The organism is Neolewinella antarctica, assembly GCF_011927835.1.
In the GTDB taxonomy this organism is placed as follows: Bacteria; Bacteroidota; Bacteroidia; order Chitinophagales; family Saprospiraceae; genus Neolewinella; species Neolewinella antarctica.
This window is the reverse complement of sequence record NZ_JAATJH010000002.1, coordinates 835,957-857,204: the sequence shown is the minus strand read 5'-3', so window position 1 is coordinate 857,204 and position 21,248 is coordinate 835,957. Positions and strand designations below refer to the sequence as shown.

Genomic DNA, 21,248 nt, shown 5'->3' with positions numbered 1-21,248 from the left:
GTCGGGGAGGAGGCAAACCTTCGGAAACTCAATTAACCCGCCGAAAAGTATAATCCCGAAATCGCAGAATATTCACGAAAGAATTTTCGAACCGATCGACCGGCGCATTCTCCACCGCGGGCTGCCCAGCGGGCGTGTCGACCACCGGTGCAAACTTGAACTTAGTGTGCAGCAAATCTTCGGGGTTATTCGGTAGGTCGTACTGAAACTTCGTCCCGTTTTCCGCCAGCATCCGCAGAAAATACCGCGTCACGTCGTAACCCACGAAGGCCTCGTCGCGCGGTAGTGTTGCGAAGCGGCCGTAAAAGTCACGGCGGAAACTCCGTACGGCGGGGTCCAGCTTATCGACGAACACGCTCGCGCTCACGTGCACGTTCGTCCCTTCGTAGTAATCAAAGTTGATGCGCGTAAAATCCACCCACTGGGGTAGTCCGTAAACCGCCACGTTGCGGCCAAAGTCTTCCCGCGTGTCCGTGTACAGGCGGCGGAGGAAGTTCGCGACGAAGGATTCGTCCTCGTAAACGGGAACGATGAAGACGGTTTTTTGGTCGGATAGGTACCGATCGAGCGTCAGGTCAGGATTGGAATTGAGGTTAATTGTGATTTCTTCCAGATCAGCCGTAGCCGGGTCGTTCTCCATCATTTTGTACGCTTCCTGCAGGGCCACCAGGCGACTTTTCTGTGCGGAGCTACCGGACGTCACCAAAATGATTCGGTCAGCGCCCTGAGTGGAAACCGCGTGTTGCATGATGTTCCGCAGGTGGGTGTTCAGGGTCGGGTTGACCTGAATGTAGTTCGGGTTCTGGGCGCTGACGCCCGTCCCCGCAGAAAAAGGACTAACCACGACCGTTTCTTTGCCCCTGGCCGCTTCCGCCATGATGCCGACGTTGTCCTTCACGTAGGGGCCGATAATTAGTTGTGCGGAATTAAAATCTGCACTTTCCGTCAAGCTACGGGCTTGCGTTGCGTCCGCGTTGGTGTCCTGCACCTTGACGTTGAAGGCAGCGTTGAGGCCACCGCTGGTGCGCATTTCGTCGAGCGCCATCTTCGCACCAGAGTAGAAGTGCAGCGACCAGAGAGAATTGTCGTCGACTTTGTCCTCGCTGCCGAAATACCGGCTCGTCAGAAATGGCAGGGCTACTTCGATGTTATAACCGCTCAACTTGCGCGAGCCATTGTTGCCCGAGCCGATTTGCGTCGCCGGCGCCGAGGTGCCGGGGTTGGTAGTGGTTGGTGGTACGTAAGCATCCTCCTGACTATCGACGATCGGTGGCTGCTGATCCTCCGGGGTCGTCGTCCACTGCACGGTATCCATCCGGCCCGTCGGGGCGTTCTGTACGTTGATGTACGTTCCGGTTTCGGGGTCGTAGACGCGGCGGCTCTGGATGGGGTCGAGATCTTCCGGGTCGTCGTTGCCGGCGCGTCGGTCCTCCGTCCGCTTGTCATCCCTGGTGGGTGAGGTAGCGGGTTTCAGCGCGTCGCAGGACGCAAAACTGAGCACAAACAATGCCATTAAAAATAGGCTGTTCGAGAAGGTAAAAATCGATTTAATCATAATTACTATCGTTGTTTCAAAGCTGGCGGTAAACCCCATCCAGCTAAAAAATAAAATGCCACACGCTGAAACTCAATCGCTCACAAGGAACCACACGCTAGACGATTGGAACCTACCGCCTACTACCTACCGCCTAATAAGCTTACCTACTCCCACTCAATAGTAGCCGGCGGCTTGGTAGAAATATCATAAACAACGCGATTAATACCCTTCACATTATTGATGATCGAACTACTCACCGCGGCGAGGAAATCGTAGGGCAGGTGGCTCCACTCGGCCGTCATCCCGTCCGTAGAAGTCACTGCCCGTAACGCAACGGCTTGCTCGTAAGTGCGTTCGTCGCCCATCACGCCGACGGTCTGCACGGGTAGCAGGATCGTGCCGGCTTGCCAGACCTGGTCGTAAAGGCCGTATTCCCGCATGAGGTTGATGTAGATCGCGTCGGCTTTCTGGAGGATGCTCACTTTCTCGCGGGTGATGTCACCGAGGATGCGGATCGCCAAGCCGGGGCCGGGAAAGGGGTGGCGCTTGATCAGGTGATCGGCCATGCCCATTTCGGTGCCGACGCGGCGTACTTCGTCTTTAAACAGGAATCGCAAGGGTTCTACGATCTTCAGGCCCATCTTCGCCGGTAGGCCGCCAACGTTGTGGTGGCTCTTGATCGTCACCGAGGGACCGTGAACGCTGACGGATTCGATCACGTCCGGGTAGATTGTCCCCTGAGCGAGGTATTTGATGTTCGTGAGTTTTTTGGCTTCCCGGTCGAAAACGTCGATGAAGGTCTTGCCAATTGCCTTTCGCTTCTTTTCGGGATCACTTTCACCCGCGAGCGCGCCATAAAATTCTTCTTTGGCGTCGATACCCTTGACGTTCAGTCCCATGCCGTCGTAGCTGGCGAGGACTTCTTCGAATTCTCCTTTGCGCAACAGACCGTTGTCGATGAAGAAGCAAAATAGCCGGTCACCGATGGCTTTGTGGAGAAGAATTGCGGCTACGGAGCTGTCGACGCCGCCGCTCAGACCGAGGAGGACGCGGTCTTCTTCTCCTATCTTTTCTTGTAGTCCCGCTACCGTTTCGTCGACGAAGTGAGCCGGCGTCCAGCTGCCGGAGCAGCCGGCGATGTCGATCACGAAGTTCTCGAGTAACTTTTTACCGTCGAGGCTGTGGTAGACCTCCGGGTGAAACTGGATGCAGAACACCGGCTCGTCAAAGGCGCCGGGTTTGCTACCGAATGCGGCGACCTCCACGTCGGCCGTGCTGGCGAGCAGCTCGAAATTTTCGGGGATGGCCTTAATGGTGTCGCCGTGGCTCATCCACACCTGGCTACCGATTTCGAGGCCGGCAAAAAGGCCGTTCGCCTGGTGGATTTTGCCGAGGTTTGCCTTGCCGTATTCCCGCGTTACGGACTGTTCCACGCGGCCGCCGTGGGCCTGGGCGATGTACTGCGCACCGTAGCAAATGCCCAGCACTGGCTTCTTACCGATCAACCGATCCAGCTCCGGGTGCAGGGCGCGGTCTTCACGGACTGAGAAAGGACTACCACTGAGAATAACGGCCTTGATGCTGTCGTCCAACTCCGGCACCTTGTTGTACGGCACGATCTCGCTGTACACGTTCAGTTCGCGAATCCGGCGGGCGATGAGCTGGGTATACTGGCTACCAAAGTCGAGGATGAGTACTTTTTCGGTCATGGGCGCGAAGGTAATATTTTCGACGCGCTTTGCGCTTTTAGGTCGCCCTCAGCTTTTCAGACGCTTTGCTTTTGGGGCTGCCGCTCATTGGACGTGTTGCGCGGTGTTGGAGTAGATCTTTTTTTGCGCCCCGCTAGCTATCGGGGCGGGTGCCGGGTGGTTTGGCAAGAAAATTTAACTTTTGGCGCCTTCCGAGTTAAGTTCACGCTAAAAATGGGACAGCAGGGACGCTGACGGCATTCGGTCCCACATCTTTGCGGCTAAGCCTTAACCCCACCATTCGTGAAAGTATTCTTCGTCCTGATAATCTCTACCCTCTGCCTCTCCGGTTGCCTCCACCGCGGCAAATACCGCATCCAGGGTACCTACGATAAAGTAGCGCTCGGGATCGCCGACACCAAAATTGGCGTTCTCGACCCCCGCGGTTACGTCAATACCGACGAAGCCTTCAAAACGCAACTACGTGAACTAGGCCGCCTCACAAAATGCCCGACGACACTGGTCCTTTCCGAAGCCGACCTCCAGTGGACTTCCATCCCGCCCCCACCCTACGGCGATCGACTGACGGAGGATAACCTCACCTACATGGCTACCCACACTGACCTCGATTACGTCATTTTTACCGAATTCGGCCCCGGCCGGTCGGAGGCCGTGCCCGGATTAGGCTTCCCCGCAGCTTCCGTGCGGGAAGCCTTTGCTTACCTGGTACTCTACGACGTGGAGACGGGCGAAGAAGTCAAGACCATCACCGTCAATGGTTCTCTGAACGCCGACGCCGACTCCGCCTGGTGGGAACTGTGGTACGAGGAAGACCAGATGAGCGTGCGGGCACTCCGTAAAGGCCTGCGCCACCTCGTCGAATACACGAGTTGTAAATAAGTAGACCTTAATAAGATTGTGAAGGCGCATCGAATTTAGGAGTGATGCACCTCCACGTACGGCAGCCTAAGCGCCAAAGTCGTCTTACCTCTTGAAGGCACAGCCGTCTAACCCCCTCTAGTGATTCTGGTCAAAAACCTGAATGGTTTCCAGCATAAAAACAATGTCCGTGTAGAACTTCCGGACCAGGCCGAACGAAACGTTCGGCCGCCAGAAACTCGGCTCCAGCAAATCATAATCGTGGGCGACCCCGATAAATAAGTCCTGGTTGTGCACGGCGAAGTACAACTCGTTCTCCTGCGTCAGCGCGAAGTCGACCAGCGCGTCCTGCATGGGCGGGGTGAGGATGCCGGCAACGTGGGTGCCGCCGTGGGCGTAGACGGCGAAGCGCTCGCGGAATTGCGGATTCATAATCTCTATGTCGGCGTTGCGCCCGCCCTTGGCGACGTAGGCATCGACCGTGCGTTTGAGGCGACGAAGCTTGGTTTTTGGCCAGACGGCGACGCGCCCCGTCGTCCGCTCCCCGAAGATGGCGTGCACGAACAGGCCACTGAAGACAGCTTGCAGTTTGGTGCTCGCCGGGCTAATTTCTCGCACGTACGCCTCCCCCATCTCGAAAGCCATTTCCCCCACCATGCCCCGGATGTAGTCTTCGGCGTGGTACAGATCGGGCGTCGGGCGGAACAGGCCACTCCGTTCGAAGCGGTCCTGGTTGATTGATTTGGTGGCGTCGTAGCTGAGGTCCTGAAAATTTGGGGAGAGGTTCAGAAATTCTAGGAGCAGTTTAACGATAGCGGGCTTGAACGCCTGGCGAAATTTTTCCGCGCGGAAGTAAAGCGTCCCGAGGTAGAAGATGATGGGCACACCGAGGATGAGGACCAGAAAGCCCAAATTTAGCACGAAGAACAGCGCGACCACGGCGACCATTGAGATCACTGAAATAATGATTTCACGGATCAACTGCCGCCGCAAGCGTTCCAACCGGAGCAGTTCCGGGCGGATGGTCGTGTTGTAGTACAACCGGAGTTCGTCGATTCGGGGCACGGTGGGCAATAGCTCGGTAATTTTTTAGCCTGATTTCTGGGTGAAGTTATCCTTTGTCCCGCACATGGCTTGCTTGGTAACCAACCAACCTATGGTCTGTGGTCTGGGGTCTATGGTCTGAGGTACCATAGACTGTAGACCATAGACTGTAGACCTCAGACTCCAGACCTCAAACCCCCGACCATTATTTTTCTCCCTATCTTTGCGCGCCAAATGAAGTTCAACCACCTCTTTTCCCTCCTCCTAGTTGCCCTGGTCACCCTGGGTTGCAAGTCAGAATTCGAAACCGTCCGGACGAGTGGTAACCCCGAGTCCATCCTCAAGCAGGCTAACGTCTACTTCGAGGCCAAGGAATACCAGCGGGCACAGACGCTTTACGAACTCTCCATCGCGCCGTTCCGGGGCACGAGCGACGCCGAGCAGATTGCCTACCGCTACGCCTACACGTACTACTACACGGACCAGTTCGTCCTGGCCAGTTACTACTTCAAGAACTTCGCGACGACCTACGGCGGCAGCCCGTTGCGGGAAGAAGCCGACTTCATGCGGGCCTACTCTAACTTCCGCCTCAGCCCCGTTTACCGCCTCGACCAGAGTTTTTCCGTAAAGGCCATCGAAGGCTTCGAAGAGTTCGCCAACCGCTACCCCGAGAGCGAGCGCATCACCGAATCCAACCGCCTGATCGACGAGATGCGGGCGAAAATGGAGCTAAAGGATTTCGAATCCGCCAAACTGTACATGGACATTGGGCGTTATGAATCAGCTCAACAGAGTTTTGAGAACGTCCTCAAGGACTACCCCGAAACGAAGCGCGGCGAAGAGATTCGTTACCTGATGGCGATGAGCCAGTACGAATACGCGACGCGCAGTTTCGTTACCCGCCAACAAGAAAGATTCTCTAAAGACATAGAACTCATTGAGAACTTCCTCGCCCGCTACCCCGACAGCAAATACGCGCCGGAACTCACCACCCTTCTTGAAAAAGATAACGCAAGACTAAAAGAACTCGAAAATGTCAGATATCAAAGCACGCGCTCAAGGCCTTAGCCCCGACGTAGCCGCCCGCGACATCCACCAACTCGTCAGCGACACCGATAACATCTACGAAACCCTCGCCATCGTCAGCCGCCGCGCCCGTCAGCTTTCCGTCGACCTCAAGCACGAGCTCGACCTGAAGCTCGAAGAGTTCGCCGAAGTGACCGATACCATCGAGGAAGTCGTGGAGAACAAGGAGCAGATTGAAATCTCCAAGTTCTACGAAAAGCTCCCCAACCCCGTCCTGATCGCCATGCGCGAATACCTGGACGGCGAGCTTTACTCGCGCTTTAACGAGCCGCGGGAAGATGAGGACGAAGAAGTTTAAGCTCCCGTAGTTCAACAAAATTTAGCGAAGGCTACGAATGGACCCGCTCTATTCGTGGCCTTTTCTAGTATGGCAGTAGCGCTACGCATTAGGTGGTATGGTAGTAGCGCTACGCGCAGTATGGTAGTATGATAGTGCTGCCGCGCGTCATATACTGGCTACTATCATACTAAGGCGAAGCCGTTACTATCATACTACCGTACTAAAGGCGTAGCCGCTACTACCATACTAATATGTCAATCAAGGGCAAGAAAATAATCCTCGGCGTTTCCGGCTCCATCGCGGCTTACAAAGCGGCGCTACTCGTGCGCGGGTTGATCAAGGGTGGTGCGGAAGTGAAAGTGCTGATGACGCGGGCGGCGGCGGATTTTATTTCCCCGCTCACGCTAGCGACGCTATCCAAAAACGAGGTTACGACTTCGGTGCACAATGGCGAGAGTTGGAATAATCACGTCGAGCTCGGCCTCTGGGCGGATGCAATGATCATTGCTCCGGCGACGGCGACGACACTGGGTAAAATGGCTACCGCGATTTGTGACAACGCAATCGTAGCCGTGTATCTCTCCGCCCGCTGCCCGATTTTTTTCGCGCCGGCGATGGATCTGGATATGTGGGCGCACCCGGCTACGCAGCGTAATGTAGCATTACTGAAGACTTACGGAAATCACTTAATCGACGTCGGTGATGGTGAGTTGGCTTCCGGTCTGTCGGGCGCGGGGCGGTTGGCGGAGCCGGAGAACATCATTACCATACTTGATGGCTACTTCTCCGGTAGACAGCAAAACAATGTTAAACCCAAGCTTGCTTTGCCTTCCGAGACGGAGGGCGCGGTCGCGGGTGTTAAGGATATTCGAAGAGAGCAGGATTTATTGGGCAAGCGCATTTTAGTGACCGCAGGGCCTACCCACGAGGACTTAGACCCGGTTCGCTACCTGGGCAATCGCAGTACCGGCAGAATGGGCATCGCCATCGCCGAAGCAGCCGCCGCCCGGGGCGCCCGGGTAGACTTGATTCTGGGGCCGACTAACCTGTCGACCACCGCTGAAGGCGTCCAGGTTCTGGCCGTCCGTACCGCCCGCGAGATGCACGCCGCCAGCGTTGCCCTCTGGCCGAAAGCCAACGCCGCCATCCTCGCCGCCGCCGTGGCGGATTACCGACCGAAAAACGTCGCTAAGCAAAAGATCAAGAAAAAAGAAGGAGCGCTAAGTGTGGAACTCGTCCGCAACCCCGACATCGCGGCCGAGCTGGGGCAGGACAAAAAGAGCCACCAGCGACTGGTGGGCTTCGCGCTGGAAACCAACGACGAACTGGTCAACGCCCGGCGAAAACTGGTGAGTAAAAATTTGGACTTCATCGTTCTCAATTCTCCCTCGGATGAGGGAACCGGCTTTGGGCATACGACTAACCGGGTGCAGTTCGTTGATGCTACTAGCGTTAAGCCTTTCGATCTGAAAGAAAAAACTGCGGTGGCGGACGATATTTTAAACGAACTCGTGACTCGCTTCTAAAGGTTGAGGGCATCCTGCCCGAATGTTCGTGCGGTAGCGCTACCGCCTTTTCGTTCGGGCAGGATGCCCTCAACCTTCACTAATTACCTTTACCCTATGGTACGATCCCTACTTCCCCTGCTCTTACTAGTTTCCCTCTGCACCAGCGTCCGCGCCCAGAGCGAAATCCGCTGGACGGTCAACCTGAATACGGAACAAATAACCCAGACGGACAAGAGCCAATTGCAAGCCCTGGAAAAAGACCTCGTCACTTTCCTCAACGGACAAACGTGGACGGGCGACCGCTTCGAAGAGGAAGAACGCATCGAAGCAACCGTGTTTCTCACCATCCGGGAACGCATGGAACAATCTACTAAGGGAGACGGTGCCTCCATCCCCACCCCGAATCAGTTTACCGGGACGATGGCCATCCAGAGCCTCCGCCCGATCTACGGCGTGGGGGACCAGACGCCCGTCTTCAACACCCAGGACGAAAACATCGACTTTTCTTACCGCCAGGGGGAGGGCATTCAGTACTCGGAACAGAGTTATCTCAGTGACCTGGGGACGATCATGGCATTCTACAGCTACATCATTATCGGCCTCGATTACGACACTTTTTCTCCCCTCGGCGGCACCCCCCACTTCAACAAAGCCCGCGAACTCTACAACCGCCTACCCCCCGGGTTACAAAATACGAACGGCTGGAAAACGACCGCGCGCAGCCGCAACCGGTTTTTCCTGATGGACAACATCCTGGACCCCCGGATGCTCCCCATGCGGCGCGCCTACTATAATTACCACCGCCTCGGCCTCGACATGATGACGACCGACCAGATCAGCGCCCGCAACAACATTACGATCGCCGTCGAGGACGCGCAGAAGGCCAACGCAGCCAACCCAAACTCCGTTTTCGCCCAGGCTTTCGTGGACGCGAAACGGGAAGAAATCATTGAAATTTATAAAGGCGCCACGGGCGTGGAACAGAATACGGTGATCACCGCCATGTCGCGCATCGACCCCGCCAAATCCGGTGATTACCGCAGCATTCGCTTCAAGGGGCCGGCTACTTCACGGAACAAACGCGGCGTGCGATAATTTCCTCGGCGTCGAATTCACCCATAAAAGTTTTCTCTTCCTTTTTGGTGATACTGTCCGCCGGAGGGATTTCGTGGTTGGTCACGGCCGCCAGCACCGACGGGTGGATGTAGTATTTTCGACAGACGTTGACCGTGTTGCCGAGGTAATCCGCGACGCGCTCGACGACGCGTAAGTCCATCCGTTCGGGCAGTTCCGCGTCACCGCTTTCGGATTGAATCTCCCAGTAGAAATACACGGCGGCGGAAGTGGCCGCCCAGGTACGAAAGTATTTGCTGCTAAAGCGGTCGCCCAGTAATTCGTGGACGAGATCGTTCACGTCTCCGCTGTCGACATTAGTCATCGAACCACCTTTATCCCGGTAGCGAAAAACTTCGTAGCCGGGTAATTCGCTGACGTCGCTAATGAGTTGGGTGAGCACGGGATCGTGCAGATCGACTTCCCGGTCGATGCCACTTTTGCCGACGTATTCGAAATGAAGTCCGTCGCTATCGGTAGTCATGTGTTTACGGCGCAGGGTCGTGAGGCCGGTGGTGCCGTTGCGGCGTTGGTAGGCAGCGTTGCCGACGCGCATACCGGTTTCGTCCATCAGGGCCAGGGAAAGGGCGACGACGCGTTCGCGGTGCCAGCCGTTAGAGTTGTCGGTGAGGATATTACGGATCGTGACGCGGGCTGCGGGTAGTTCTTCGGCAAACTCCAGTAATTTACTAAACTTGTTGAGTTGCTTAAAAGCCATCCAGTCGGGATGGTAGCGGTATTGCTTGCGGCCGGCGTCATCGCGCCCGGTGCTGAGGAGGTGGCCCTTTTCTTTGGGGCAGATCCAGACTTCGGTCCAGGCCGGGGGGATGGCCAGGGTTTCGAGGCGGTCGTGGATCAGCTTATCGGTGATGCGCTCGCCGTCTTCTTTGTAATAATTGAAACCACCGGATTTTTTAGGTTTGCGCGACCAGCCGGGTTTATCGTCGGGATAGTGGATCAGGTCGGGCAGGCCTTTATAACGCTTGGTGGCTTTGTTTCCCATGGGTTCTTCTTGCGGTGTAGGGTTCCGGATTAGAAGAAGCTTTCGGGGGAATTGTTTATGACGCCCTTGCTAGAAACGCTACAGCGATTCAGCCTTGATTCGATCCACCCGATCATAAATGCTTGCCAGCAAATCCTTTGGCGTAGCCTGGTAGGGTAAATTCTTTTTTAGGAAGACTTTGAACGAAGGCAGGTCTTCCAGCTCTTCCGTTCTGGCGTCTATCGACAGATTCAGGTCACTACTCTGACAGCGTAGTTCTTCTTCCGGTTCGCGGTCGGCAACTTCCGGTTGCGAGGGCGTGGCGGGTGTTTTCTTCTGGTGAAAGCTGTTGGGATGCTGCATGGCGGAAATTATTGAAGGCGATGATTAGAGGATGATTTCGTGACGGGTGACTCGTCGGTATATGTGAAAAGTGCCACCCCGCGAGCCTGATGGCGGGGTGGCACTAGTTGTTTTAAATAGTCTCAGCCGAGATTACGCGTGTTCACGATTCCGTAGGTGTCCTCGGCGTACACTGACAATTGCTTGATCAGTGCCACTCTGGCCCGGCGGGTCGTGGACTTGACGGTATTCAAGTTGAGGTCCATGGCTTCGGCGATGTCTTTTTCGGAGAAGTCGTAGAGGTCGGCCATGATGATGATGGCGCGCTGGTCGTCCCGCAAAAAGGTCATGGCTTTCACGATGGGGTCGGAGAAATCCCGGTCCATGGCTCCGGCAATCCGCAGGTCGGAGAAGCCGGCCATGGCGTGGCTTTCGTCGCGGCGGTTGTAGGCCACCCGTTCGTCGAGTTCCGTTTCGCCCCGGCGGGACTTTTTCCGGTAATCGTTGATGAACAGGTTGTGGGCCAGGCGGAAGAGCCAGGCTTTGGCGTTCGTGCCGGGTTCGTACTGTTCGATCTTGACGTAGGCGCGGGCGAAGGCTTCCTGGCTCAGATCGGCCGCGTCGGCTGCGTTGCCGCACATCCGGGCAAGGAAGTTATAGACGGCTTTGTAGTGGCCAAGCATTTCGGTTTCGAAGATTCGCTCGCGATTGTTGCGTGCCATAGTCGGACCCCTGAGGGGTGTTGTGCCGGTTTGAAAAATGAGTTGGGCGGGGCGTTTCCCGTCGTGCTTTTATTTTCCTCCCGGCTCCACCCAGCGCTACGGTGAACGTAGTTGGGCAAGGTTAACGTGGTTGTTATGTGGGGTAAATGTCGGGGGTTGCGCAAGAAGTTGCGGCGCGCGTAAATTTTATCGTCCATTTTAAAAGTTCTTTGGGCGCGGACGCGGGTGCAAGGGAATTTCGGGGACCGCCCGGTGTACTTTTGCGCCATGCCGAAAACCAAACGAAGTGAGCCCCTCGTCGCGGACCTGTTTTTTATCGTAATTGGTGTCGCCTGCGCGGCCTTCGGTCTGGAAGGATTCTTACTACCGAATAACTTCATCGACGGAGGCGTCACGGGGGTAGCGCTGCTGCTCGTGCATACGTTCGACTGGCCGCTTTCCGTGTTGTTGATTATTCTCAACGTACCCTTTCTCTACTTGGCCCGGATCGTAATCGGACCCCAGTTTGCGTGGAAAACGGGCGCGGCCATCGTACTGCTCGCCATCGTGGTGACCTTCGTTCACTTCCCTACCCTGACGAACGATAAGCTCCTAATTTCCATCTTCGGCGGCTTATTCTTGGGCACGGGCATCGGCTTGTCCATGCGCGGGGGCAGCGTGCTCGACGGGACGGAGATACTGGCGATCTTTCTGAGCCGGCGCGTTGGTGCAAAGGTGAGCGACTGGGTAATTCTAATCAACATCGTTATTTTTATCGTGGCCGCCTTCACACTCAGCATGGAGCAGGCCATGTACTCCCTGATCACCTACGTGGTGGCGTCGAAAGCGCTCGATTTTATCATCGACGGCGTTGAAGAATACACGGGCGTCACCATCATCAGCCAGCAAAACGCGGCCGTGCGGGAAGCCCTGATTAACGAAGTCAAGTGTGGTGTGACCGTATATAAAGGCCAGGGCGGCTACGGTGCGCGCGGCGGGCGGGAGCATACCCACGACGTGCTTTACGCAGTCATCACCCGTTTGGAGATCCGGAAACTAACGCTTGCCGTACAGGACATCGACCCCAAAGCCTTTATGGTATTTTCTAGTATATCGGACGTGCACGGGGGGATGGTGAAGAAGCGGACGGTTTAGTTTGGTCTGGGGTCTGGGGTCTGGGGTCTATAGTCTTTGGTCTGGGGTCTATAGTCTTTGGTCTTTGGTCTGGAGTCTATAGTACCCAGGACTTTAGACCACAAACCACAGACTCTCTTACCTCCCCTGCACCCGCGGCCGCGCACAACTACTCTTGGTACTTAATATTTTCATCCTTATCCCAAACACCCCAATAAGCGCCGACGTCGCCTTCCGCGCCGACTTTCCAGGACTCATCGAAACTGGAGAAGTAGAATAAGTCGATACCCTTTTCTTCCGTCCATTCCACAGCATTGATGAAATACCCCATGGCGTTCTCTTCCGACGGCACGGAACCTTTGGTCGGAGTACCCTGGCTCGGCCAGCCCGTTTCGGTGATGATGACTTTCTTTCCCCTTGCCGCATCGACGGCTTGCTGGTACATCTGCTTCATGTAGACGAGCGAGTGCTCGAAGGGGCAGCCTTCCCAGTAAGGGTAGCAGTTGGCGAGGACGACGTCACTGGCGTCGACGAGTTCCGGATGATCCGTGAATTCGTAATAGGCATCTACGTAGCCTACGGTCACGTCGGGCAATTCGTCCTGGACGTGCTTGATGGTGGCTAGCAAATCCGATAACTCCATGTCTCCGCGGTAGAGGACTTCGTTACCGACCGCGGCAATGTCCACTAAGCCTTCTTTGGCAACGCGAATGAGCCCGGCGATCTCTACTTTATTCTTTTCCGGATCGTCACCTAACCAGGCACCGACCATGGTTTTCATACCAAGCTCCTTAGCAATTTTGGGTACTAACTCATTACCCTCCGTACAGGAGAATGACCGGACCCATTTGCAGTGTGGCTGGATGATATTCAGCCGTCGTCGGACTTGTTCTTCGGTCAGGTGGTCGCCAGGCTGCTGCCCTTCCTCGTAGGGACTGATGCAGAACCCGGACAGCCCGCCCGCGAGCGTACGATTAAATAATTCTCTGGTTTTGTCCTTCCCCAGTTCTACGTAATTCCGGCCGGATACACCGGAGGCACCAAATTGCACCTTTGTTCTTGACGACATGTTGTTGTTTTATGAGTTGATTAGAGCTTGCCGCGTCGCTTAACCAGTTCCTTCGTTATCTCCTCGGCGCGTTCTTCCGTTAGCGAATAACTCCACATGACGATCATGGCCAGGCCAGCGGTCGCGGCGGGGATCCAAATATCCGCTATCCGTAGGCTGTGCATGGTTTCGGCGGTTTGCGTAGCGGAGTCGCCCTCAAAACCGACCCAGGACAACACGGCTCCACCAATTACCAGGGCGAGTGCCTGGCCCAGTTTTACCATCCACCAGTAGATTGCTCCGAAGGTACCTTCCTTGCGTGGCATACCGTTTTCCAGTTCATCCAGATCACAAACGTCCGCCGTCATACTCATCATCAGCGTAAATAGGCCGCCCATACCGAAGGCGATTAGCGGGACGGGGAGGAACATGAGCCACGGAGCCGTCACGTCGGTGTTAATCGTAAACCAGTCCATACCGACGCTCTCCAGAAATGGATTCATCCATTCGAAAAGAGCCGCCGTACCACTGTTCAATGATTGACCGAGTCCTGTTTCATTAAATTCTTCGTTCAATTCCCGATCGAAACCCCACCATTTGAGGACGTACCCTACCATGGATATTCCGGTGGAAATAATGAAGGCCTTACGCTTACCAAATGAATTTGCCATCCACGAAATGATGGGAATGATCAAAAAGGCGGTTAGAAGGGCCGTGATGGTAGAAAACCATGCCGGCCAAGTACTAGCCGCTTCGTAGCTACCATCATAGAGGTAAAAAACAATGATGAACACGCTGAATGACGCCACCATTTGGAAACCGTTGAACACTAAAAAGGTGGCTCCGCAAAGCTTCAAGAAGGGCTTATTATTTGATACTTCTTTGATGCCTTCCCAAAGATCTGTTAGGTTCGTGAACATTGTCTTAAAGGAAATTTCTTTTCGGTTTCCCATGTTCGACGCATCGATCCCCTTACAAAATATGGCCGGAAGAATACCCAGCACCGCGCAAATACCCGCTACGTACAGCGCCATGGTCCTAACGCCAACCTCCTGCGACTCAAACACGTCGGGGTCCGCAATAATCACCCAGAACCAGGGGACGACAACCCAGGCCAGTTGACCCGCCGTCTGGCCAAACGCCTGAATACGGGTACGCTCCTTGTAGTCTGAAGTCATCTCATAACCCAGGCCAACCAATGGCGTGGCGTACATGGTATTACCAATTAAGAAGATCAGCGAGAAAAGGAGGAAGTACCAGAAATTGTAGGTACTGCCGTTTGCATCGTCCATCTGCCAGAGAAGGGCAAACAGTACGGCGCTGGCGATAGCACCGACGAAGATGTAAGGCCGCCGGCGGCCCCACCTGGACTTTGTATTATCGGAAATGAACCCCATGATCGGGTCGGTCACCGCATCGAAAATTCGCGGTAGACCACTCAACAAACCCGCCAGGAATGGGTCGATCCCAAACGCGGTAAGCAAGAAGAACTGAAAAAAGCTCAGGGCACCCGGCAGAAGATTTAGGACAAACTGCCCCGCACCAAACGCGCTCTTCTGAAGAAGTGGGACCTTATCCCGGTCTGGCGTGGGCGTATCGAGTGCGGATGCTGCTTTAGCTGATGACATGATTTCAAATTACTGCGTGACGACGATGGTTTGGAGAGCCCGGGGGCTAATGCTGATATCTTGGGTGCGCGCCCCGATGGACAGGCGGAACGACTTCTTTTCAGTGTCCTGGTTTAGCACGACCACCGCAATGGAGCCGTCCGGATTCCTGACGGCGGTCACCTGCAGGGACTCATCCGCATTTTCAAAGCCGATCCGCTTGGCACCGGGCCGGATGTACTTGCTAAAGTGGGCCATGGTGTAGTATAAGGGCGTAAAGTAGACTTCATTCGCTTTGGGATCAACGATGACGGGGGCGACGCACCAGTTCTCAAACCAGTTCGGGCCGCCCTGGCGGTCGAGTACCATGTTCCAATCCACCCAACCATCGACGTAGTTATTGAGACAGCCGATCATATCACGGGCGTAGCGGTAGACGGGGACGTACTTCGGGTGAAGGTGTTTTTGATCGTCCGGCGCCCAATCCCAACCCCAGTCGGTGGCTTCCTTACTCCAGTACCAGGCGTCATCTCTCCACTTGGGCACTTCGGAATCAACGCAGCCTTCGGTTTGGATCAGGTGCTTATCCGGCGCGGCTTCGTGGGCGTAGGTGAGCATTTTGGGGAAGTGCTCGTAGGTGCTGGCGTACCAGTGGACGGCGGTGCCGTCGAAGTACTTTGCGGCCGCTTCGTTTTTGTACTGGGCGTCCACCCAATCTTTCATCTCATCTCCCCGGTTCTGATCGTACCCCAGAATTTTGACGTCCTCACCGGCTTCTGCCAGTACTGGCCCAAGATGATTAGCGACGAATTCGGACATTTCCTCGGGTGTGTAGTGCATGCTTTCCCAGTTGTTGTCATTACCGAGTGGCTCGTTCTCTACGGTGATTCCCCAAACATCAATTCCTTTAGCGCGGTAGGCTTCCAGATACCTGGCAAAAAAGCGAGCCCAGGTGTCGTAATATTTAGGTTCCAGCTTGCCGCCTCGCCAATCTCTGTTATCCTTCATCCACGGCGGGGCCGTCCAGGGGGAGGCAATGATTTTGAAGCCATCAGTGGAAGCTTTTTGGGCGTCCAGGATCATTGGAATTAGATCCGGTTCGTCTTCGACTACGGAGAAGCTGTTGAGCTCCGTATCTCCCGCCTCGGGCGCGTAGGAATAGTTACTTAGCGAAAAGTCACAGGAGTTGATGTGGGTGCGCGTAAGGGAATAGCGAGCGCCATCGTCTCCAAAATAGGCGTTGATGATAGAATCCCGATTAGCTTGGCTAAGCTGATTCAGCAGATAGGCGGAAGCTTCGGTGAATGACCCACCGAAACCAGTGATGGTTTGAAACTCCTTTTCCGGATTAATTATAATTATTGAAGGGTCACCAACAGACCCGTCGGGGGTGATGGCGGTCAATTGGTTACCATCAGCCGAAGTTTCAAAAACGGTAACGCTTAATGCTCCATCATCATTCACGCCTCCATTTCCTCCCGCTGGCTGACAACCTAATAACATGACCAAAAATAATTGTAGATAAAGGAGATGTCGAATTTGCATGACGAAGATATTGTGTCGTTTCAGTGAGCTGGCGTCACTAACTCATTTGGGACAGGAACGTCCGCCAATAATTTCTCTAAGTCGCCGCCGTAAGTCTTGGCAATAGGGTTACCATCACGCGTCAGCCCCTCGAAGATGCCCGCGTCGACGGCCGACCATAAAGCATACTTGGCTTTACCGCCCACCGTAAACAAACCAAAGAAATTCTCAGACCCGCCCGGGTTACCGGCATCCTTCCAGGGCTCATCGAAGGCTTCAAAGTAGAAGCAAGCCATCTCGTTCTTTCCGGCCCACTCGCGGATGTAGTCATGGTAAAGGGCTTGCTTATATTCGTCGGTTGCGTTAGACCCACCATTGCCATAAAGCTCATTTGCGCTACTCGCCCAGCCGGTTTCTCCGATGTGGATGGGCTTGTCCACTCCGATACCGTGCATATAATTGACGACCGAATCGTACTGAGCAATAGCGTAATCCCGTGAGCGGACCATGGCCGCGTCGATCTGTTGCTCTTTGGTCATCTCCGTCTCTTCAGGCGTCACGCCCCAAAACACCGGATTGTAGTGCGTGTCGTGCATCGGGTAGGTGTGTATGGATACGTAATCGACCGCCCGGAATAGTTTATTGAGATCTTCCACGTGGTACTCCTCTCCCCCACCGCCCCAGGAGGCGAAGTTATCGGAGCTCGTGATCCAAAGATCAGCCAAAAGATCTCCTTTGGTCTTTAAATCCTGAAGGTGATCAACCCACTTCAGAATAACGCCCGGCTGCACGTAATAGGCCGCAGCCCACTTCACCATGGCTTCATTGCCGACGGCAATTACTTTGACGATGTCCGGGTACTGCTTGGCGAAATCCGTTGCACGCTTAATCTCCGCCTGGTTCTGTTCGCTTTCCTGGTTGTGGTCCGGCTCAAGTCCGGTCCAAGCATTTTTACAGTCGATCCAAGCACCAAGCATCACGTACATCTCGAAAGAAGCATCCTCGGCCTTCAGTTCTTTGATAGCGACCAGCACGTTTCCGGCCTGAGCGAGTTGCACGTTATAGGTCCGGACTATTCGAATACCCATCGCGGAAAGGATCAATAGATCTTCCTTGATCTGCTTGATCGTGGGTTGTACGTCGCGTGACGTAGATCGGTACCCGCCGTAAGAAATAGCGGTAAACCCGGGTTGGCCTAAAATATCTTTCGCGGTGCGCGAGGGTAAATCCATGTTTGTTTTTTTATCCGTGTCGCAGGCATAGAGGCACGGCAGCAGTATAAGACAGAAAAGACGAATGCATGATAAGCGCATGGAAGCAGATTATTTTAGTTGAGATTCCGGGATGGTTACCGTGATACGCTCAACCGTTCCGCTGCGCATAAATACTTCGCGACTAGTGTCCCTATCCAATTGCAACGAGTGCAGTTGATTAGCCGTGCCGTCCGTAAGTTTTACCTCGATGGCTTTCCGCTCCCCCAATCTATAAATAATCGGCAACTGGCAGTGCGTGAAGGCGATGGCATCTTTACTTACGCTGATTTTTTGATCCCTACTGTTGGTGTCCACGTAACTGAACGTACTAGCCTCCCTAAGAAAGTCTGACCGGCGCAGGGCCGTAGGTGCAAACGTGAGCCGACCGTCCGTTACGGAAATACCGAGTTCCCCGAGCCGGGAAAGAATATCCTCCTTTACCTGCCCCGTCATACCGGGCTGTTGCGCGCCTTTTCCGCCGGGTGTGTGGGAATAGGGGTCGGTAGGAAAGGCACCGTAAAGCTCCGGGCTTTTGTGGAGACCCGTACCCTCCGCCACGTCGCGGTAGTGTTGCAATAACGAAGTGATCGTGTTGTCATCTGCCTCTTCCCGAACGGCCATCTGGTAATTTTCCATCACCGCCAGTTGCAGCTTGGACACCATGTGCCAGTAGATGGACCCGAGACCCTCGTAACCGTAAAAGGTTCCGGAACGTCCGGTAAAGGCTTTGTGGTTAAACACCGCCTCGAACGCGGCCTCCAGTTGGGTTTTTTCGATTACCGGAAGCTGACCGAACTTACCGCCGGACAAGGTCTTTAGTACGGCACGTAAATCTTTCACGTTCCTAAACTCGGCGCTGAAATGGTATTCTCCGTTCAAATCCTTACTGACAATTCGCTGGTCTCCAGCTTCCAGCATCTGCGTCAGTAACTTCGACTTCTCTACCCGGTCGGCGGGGATGGTGTTTTTATCGAGGAACCCCGGGAGTTCTTTATTAGGATACAGAATGTAAGAGTTCTGATCCTTCCGGTAAAGACTACTTTTGGAAAGCGCTTCGATTACGTTCAGTGCACGTTGTGGGTTGAGGTATTCCGCGCTCAGCACGGCAACCTGACCTTCCAACATCTCCTCCAGGTGCGACACGCCGAATCCGTCTTTCTCAATGTCGATCAGGTTGTAAGCGTGGAATAGCTTATCGGCGCGTTGGTTAGCTTCTATACTATGATCCAAGTGAGCGAGGCTAACCGTCAAGAAGTCAGTAAGGTTAGCTAGAGATAGCGATCCCTGCTTGCCAGAGAAGCCACTATCGTAGATTTTCCATCGGTACGTCGATGCGGCCTGGCCCAAACCGTCCACTACCTTTTTGCGCTGCTTGTCGGAAATTTCGTCTCCCGCTTTGACCTCATGGTCCCGCAGAATCTGATGAACGGCATCAAAATACGCTAGGAGTTCACCGGACAGGTCCACCTCTTCAAGGTCTAGCTCCGCCGTCCACTTTTTGAAGAACGTCAAAAAGCGTCTCAAGTAATACAGCGTCACCATGGAGACCCCGTTACCGACCAGTGCGTTATTGGCGTCATTCCATTCCGGCCGCTGGGTATTCATCCAAATACCACCTTCGGGAATAAAGTTGGAGACTTTTGCGAGCGTCGTAGCCAGCATTTTTTCGATAAAGGTTACCCGGTATAGTTCTCCGCCGGAAGTAGTGAGCAGCGCACCGTCCGCGCCCATGGTGCTTCGCTTCTCCCGAATGGATTCATCCAAAGAACGGTCGAAATCAACCGTGTCTTTAGGGTCCTCTACGATCTTATCGTAAGGCTTTATTTTGTAGGGGACATTAGCGTATACGAACACTGACTCATTTGCCACTTCGTGCAGTACTTGTGGCCGCTGTACCTCAATAAATTCCAGGAATTTAAGGAGATAGATGATTTGATGATCTCCCCAGTAACCGATGTATGACCAGGGGTCGTCTTCCTCGATCGCCTCCCAGTCAAATCCGTCCTTGGTAACCCGGTAAGGGTTATAACCGTCAAAGGTCGTGGCGTTCAGAAATTTATGGATCATGCCTTCCATAAACTCCGGGTAGCTGTGCGCGAGTGCTTCCCAATTTTGGAAAATATCCCGCCAGTTACCTTCGTAGTCGAGGATCTTGGAACCATCCACTTCGCTCTGGGTATTGATGGAGAATTTGTTCCAGGGGCGGCTGGGGTCGCCGTGGCGGCGACTGAATTTTAAGGGTAGGTATTCCGTCACCAAACGGCGGAAGTCAGGCTCGTCTTTGCGATCGGTCAGGCTGCGCAGGTCGAAAACAGTGAATTCCTCACCCAGTGCGTCGACCTGTTTTTGCCGCAGGTTAAAGACACCGAGGTTCGCCTTTTTGAGGTACTGGCTAAAGTCTTTGCCCTCAATATTGTAACCATCATCGAAAGTGCCCCCCCGCATGATGTTAAACAGTACGTTCGAAAAATGACGTGCGTCGCGGAACTCATCCCCGGTCTTTTGCAATCCGTCGGAAGCGCCCACTAAGCTGATGAGTTTTTGGGTTCCGGAGGCAACGTCCACCATAATCTCTTTGCGCAATTCACCATTTCCACTAAGTTGGTGAATGATGGATACGACGTCGGACTGATTCTTATTCACGTCCGCCACCATGGTCCATTCCTCTGCTTCACCGGCCGGAAGGTTCAACTTATGGCATAAGTAGTACGCGCCTTTCTCCCCCTTTACGTCGGTCTCTTCCCGAACCGGGCCACCCTCGCGGAATGCATTTAGCTGGCGGGATGACAGGAGGCGGGTCGCGCCGGAAAGCCCGATTGACCAGACCACGTTGGCACTCAGGGATTCGCTGGGCTCCGCTTTGTCGACAATGATGGCACTCAGGGCAAAAATACCCACGCCACTCTTTTGGTCTAATTGATTTCTTTTGTAAGCGTCCACGAGATTACTGGAGCGGTTCTGTAATTCGCTCCCCACCCCGGCGGGCACGATATTTCTGATACCATCGATCAGTTCGACGCTAATATTTTTATCTGAGGTATTTCGCAGCAGACCATTACGCACGAAACCAAATCGCTGCGACGAGCACCACTCGTAGGAAAAGGTCAGCCCCAGGTCATGATTGATTTCTTCAAAAATAATGCGATCTCCGTACGTGCTTTTATATACGTTGTTCGTCGTTTCGTAGCGATCATTATCCCTTAATGAAAATGGCTCCCAGACTTTCGCGGCATCACCATCACCAATTCTGAAAATTGATTTGCTACCGGTGGTTTCGGCGAATTCGGTGATTTTATCGTCCGTGTAATAGGGAAATAAAGCAAACTCCGAGTTTTTTCTGCCCGCGGTAAGGCCACCGTTGCTGGAAATAAATAGCCAGTGATTTGCGTCACTCACCACGCTCATTAAAAATGGACGCATCTGGTCCACGTTGGTGATCTTGAAATAATCAACCGCTTTAATCTGAACCCGCTCTAATTTGGACATATTGTATTTTTCGTTATGAATCTCTCACCTCGCCAC

17 protein-coding genes are annotated in these 21,248 nt (G+C 54.2%); 6 read left to right on the top strand and 11 right to left on the bottom strand.

The features are described from left to right. Positions 1-28: 28 nt before the first annotated feature. Both GGR27_RS08695 and guaA read right to left on the bottom strand, forming a co-directional pair. Positions 29-1,555 (bottom strand): ABC transporter substrate-binding protein, encoded by a 1,527-nt coding sequence (locus GGR27_RS08695; protein ID WP_168037029.1) that lies wholly within the window; start codon positions 1,553-1,555, stop codon positions 29-31. A gap of 146 nt (positions 1,556-1,701) precedes the next feature. Continuing rightward, positions 1,702-3,246: a glutamine-hydrolyzing GMP synthase gene (gene guaA / locus GGR27_RS08690; RefSeq protein ID WP_168037028.1), complete on the bottom strand. Its 1,545-nt coding sequence runs from the start codon at positions 3,244-3,246 to the stop codon at positions 1,702-1,704. A 282-nt stretch (positions 3,247-3,528) separates the two neighbouring features. Here guaA and GGR27_RS08685 point away from each other — a divergent pair, with 282 nt between their 5' ends. After that, the gene (locus tag GGR27_RS08685) at positions 3,529-4,125 is read left to right on the top strand and encodes a hypothetical protein (protein WP_168037027.1); all 597 of its coding nucleotides are present in this window, start codon (positions 3,529-3,531) and stop codon (positions 4,123-4,125) included. Between the two features lie 117 nt (positions 4,126-4,242). On the opposite strand, the gene GGR27_RS08680 is transcribed toward GGR27_RS08685, so the two are convergent. Then, the gene (locus tag GGR27_RS08680) at positions 4,243-5,169 is read right to left on the bottom strand and encodes a DUF3137 domain-containing protein (RefSeq protein WP_320060349.1); all 927 of its coding nucleotides are present in this window, start codon (positions 5,167-5,169) and stop codon (positions 4,243-4,245) included. A gap of 213 nt (positions 5,170-5,382) precedes the next feature. Between GGR27_RS08680 and GGR27_RS08675 the strand changes: the two genes are divergently transcribed. The 4 genes from GGR27_RS08675 (at position 5,383) to porD (ending at position 9,117) form a co-directional block, all read left to right on the top strand. Beyond that, a complete protein-coding gene (locus GGR27_RS08675) occupies positions 5,383-6,216 on the top strand; it encodes an outer membrane protein assembly factor BamD (RefSeq protein ID WP_168037025.1) in 834 nt (277 codons plus the stop codon). Further along, positions 6,182-6,532 carry a DNA-directed RNA polymerase subunit omega gene (locus GGR27_RS08670; protein ID WP_168037024.1) on the top strand — a complete coding sequence of 117 codons (351 nt, stop codon included), beginning with the start codon at positions 6,182-6,184 and terminating at the stop codon, positions 6,530-6,532. The genes GGR27_RS08675 and GGR27_RS08670 overlap by 35 nt, the downstream gene beginning before the upstream one ends. Before the next feature lie 233 nt (positions 6,533-6,765). Beyond that, positions 6,766-8,040 (top strand): bifunctional phosphopantothenoylcysteine decarboxylase/phosphopantothenate synthase, encoded by a 1,275-nt coding sequence (locus GGR27_RS08665; RefSeq protein WP_168037023.1) that lies wholly within the window; start codon positions 6,766-6,768, stop codon positions 8,038-8,040. 96 nt (positions 8,041-8,136) lie between these two features. Further along, the gene (gene porD / locus GGR27_RS08660; protein ID WP_168037022.1) at positions 8,137-9,117 is read left to right on the top strand and encodes a type IX secretion system protein PorD; all 981 of its coding nucleotides are present in this window, start codon (positions 8,137-8,139) and stop codon (positions 9,115-9,117) included. Here porD and GGR27_RS08655 read toward each other — a convergent pair. The 3 genes from GGR27_RS08655 to GGR27_RS08645 form a co-directional block, all read right to left on the bottom strand. Continuing rightward, on the bottom strand, positions 9,086-10,138 hold the full coding sequence (locus tag GGR27_RS08655) for a DNA topoisomerase IB (protein WP_168037021.1): 1,053 nt from the start codon (positions 10,136-10,138) through the stop codon (positions 9,086-9,088). The genes porD and GGR27_RS08655 overlap by 32 nt on opposite strands. Before the next feature lie 78 nt (positions 10,139-10,216). Further along, on the bottom strand, positions 10,217-10,480 hold the full coding sequence (locus GGR27_RS08650; RefSeq protein WP_168037020.1) for a hypothetical protein: 264 nt from the start codon (positions 10,478-10,480) through the stop codon (positions 10,217-10,219). 122 nt (positions 10,481-10,602) lie between these two features. Then, positions 10,603-11,181: a sigma-70 family RNA polymerase sigma factor gene (locus GGR27_RS08645; RefSeq protein ID WP_168037019.1), complete on the bottom strand. Its 579-nt coding sequence runs from the start codon at positions 11,179-11,181 to the stop codon at positions 10,603-10,605. 267 nt (positions 11,182-11,448) lie between these two features. Here GGR27_RS08645 and GGR27_RS08640 point away from each other — a divergent pair, with 267 nt between their 5' ends. After that, the gene (locus tag GGR27_RS08640) at positions 11,449-12,315 is read left to right on the top strand and encodes a YitT family protein (RefSeq protein WP_168037018.1); all 867 of its coding nucleotides are present in this window, start codon (positions 11,449-11,451) and stop codon (positions 12,313-12,315) included. 148 nt (positions 12,316-12,463) lie between these two features. On the opposite strand, the gene GGR27_RS08635 is transcribed toward GGR27_RS08640, so the two are convergent. The 5 genes from GGR27_RS08635 to GGR27_RS08615 form a co-directional block, all read right to left on the bottom strand. Continuing rightward, positions 12,464-13,363 (bottom strand): glycoside hydrolase family 17 protein, encoded by a 900-nt coding sequence (locus tag GGR27_RS08635; RefSeq protein WP_168037017.1) that lies wholly within the window; start codon positions 13,361-13,363, stop codon positions 12,464-12,466. A gap of 20 nt (positions 13,364-13,383) precedes the next feature. Beyond that, a complete protein-coding gene (locus tag GGR27_RS08630; RefSeq protein ID WP_168037016.1) occupies positions 13,384-14,970 on the bottom strand; it encodes an MFS transporter in 1,587 nt (528 codons plus the stop codon). Between the two features lie 9 nt (positions 14,971-14,979). After that, the gene (locus GGR27_RS08625; RefSeq protein WP_168037015.1) at positions 14,980-16,494 is read right to left on the bottom strand and encodes a glycoside hydrolase family 30 protein; all 1,515 of its coding nucleotides are present in this window, start codon (positions 16,492-16,494) and stop codon (positions 14,980-14,982) included. A 20-nt stretch (positions 16,495-16,514) separates the two neighbouring features. Beyond that, a complete protein-coding gene (locus tag GGR27_RS08620; protein ID WP_168037014.1) occupies positions 16,515-17,705 on the bottom strand; it encodes a glycoside hydrolase family 17 protein in 1,191 nt (396 codons plus the stop codon). Between the two features lie 90 nt (positions 17,706-17,795). Beyond that, positions 17,796-21,212 (bottom strand): hypothetical protein, encoded by a 3,417-nt coding sequence (locus GGR27_RS08615; protein ID WP_168037013.1) that lies wholly within the window; start codon positions 21,210-21,212, stop codon positions 17,796-17,798. Positions 21,213-21,248 lie beyond the last annotated feature (36 nt).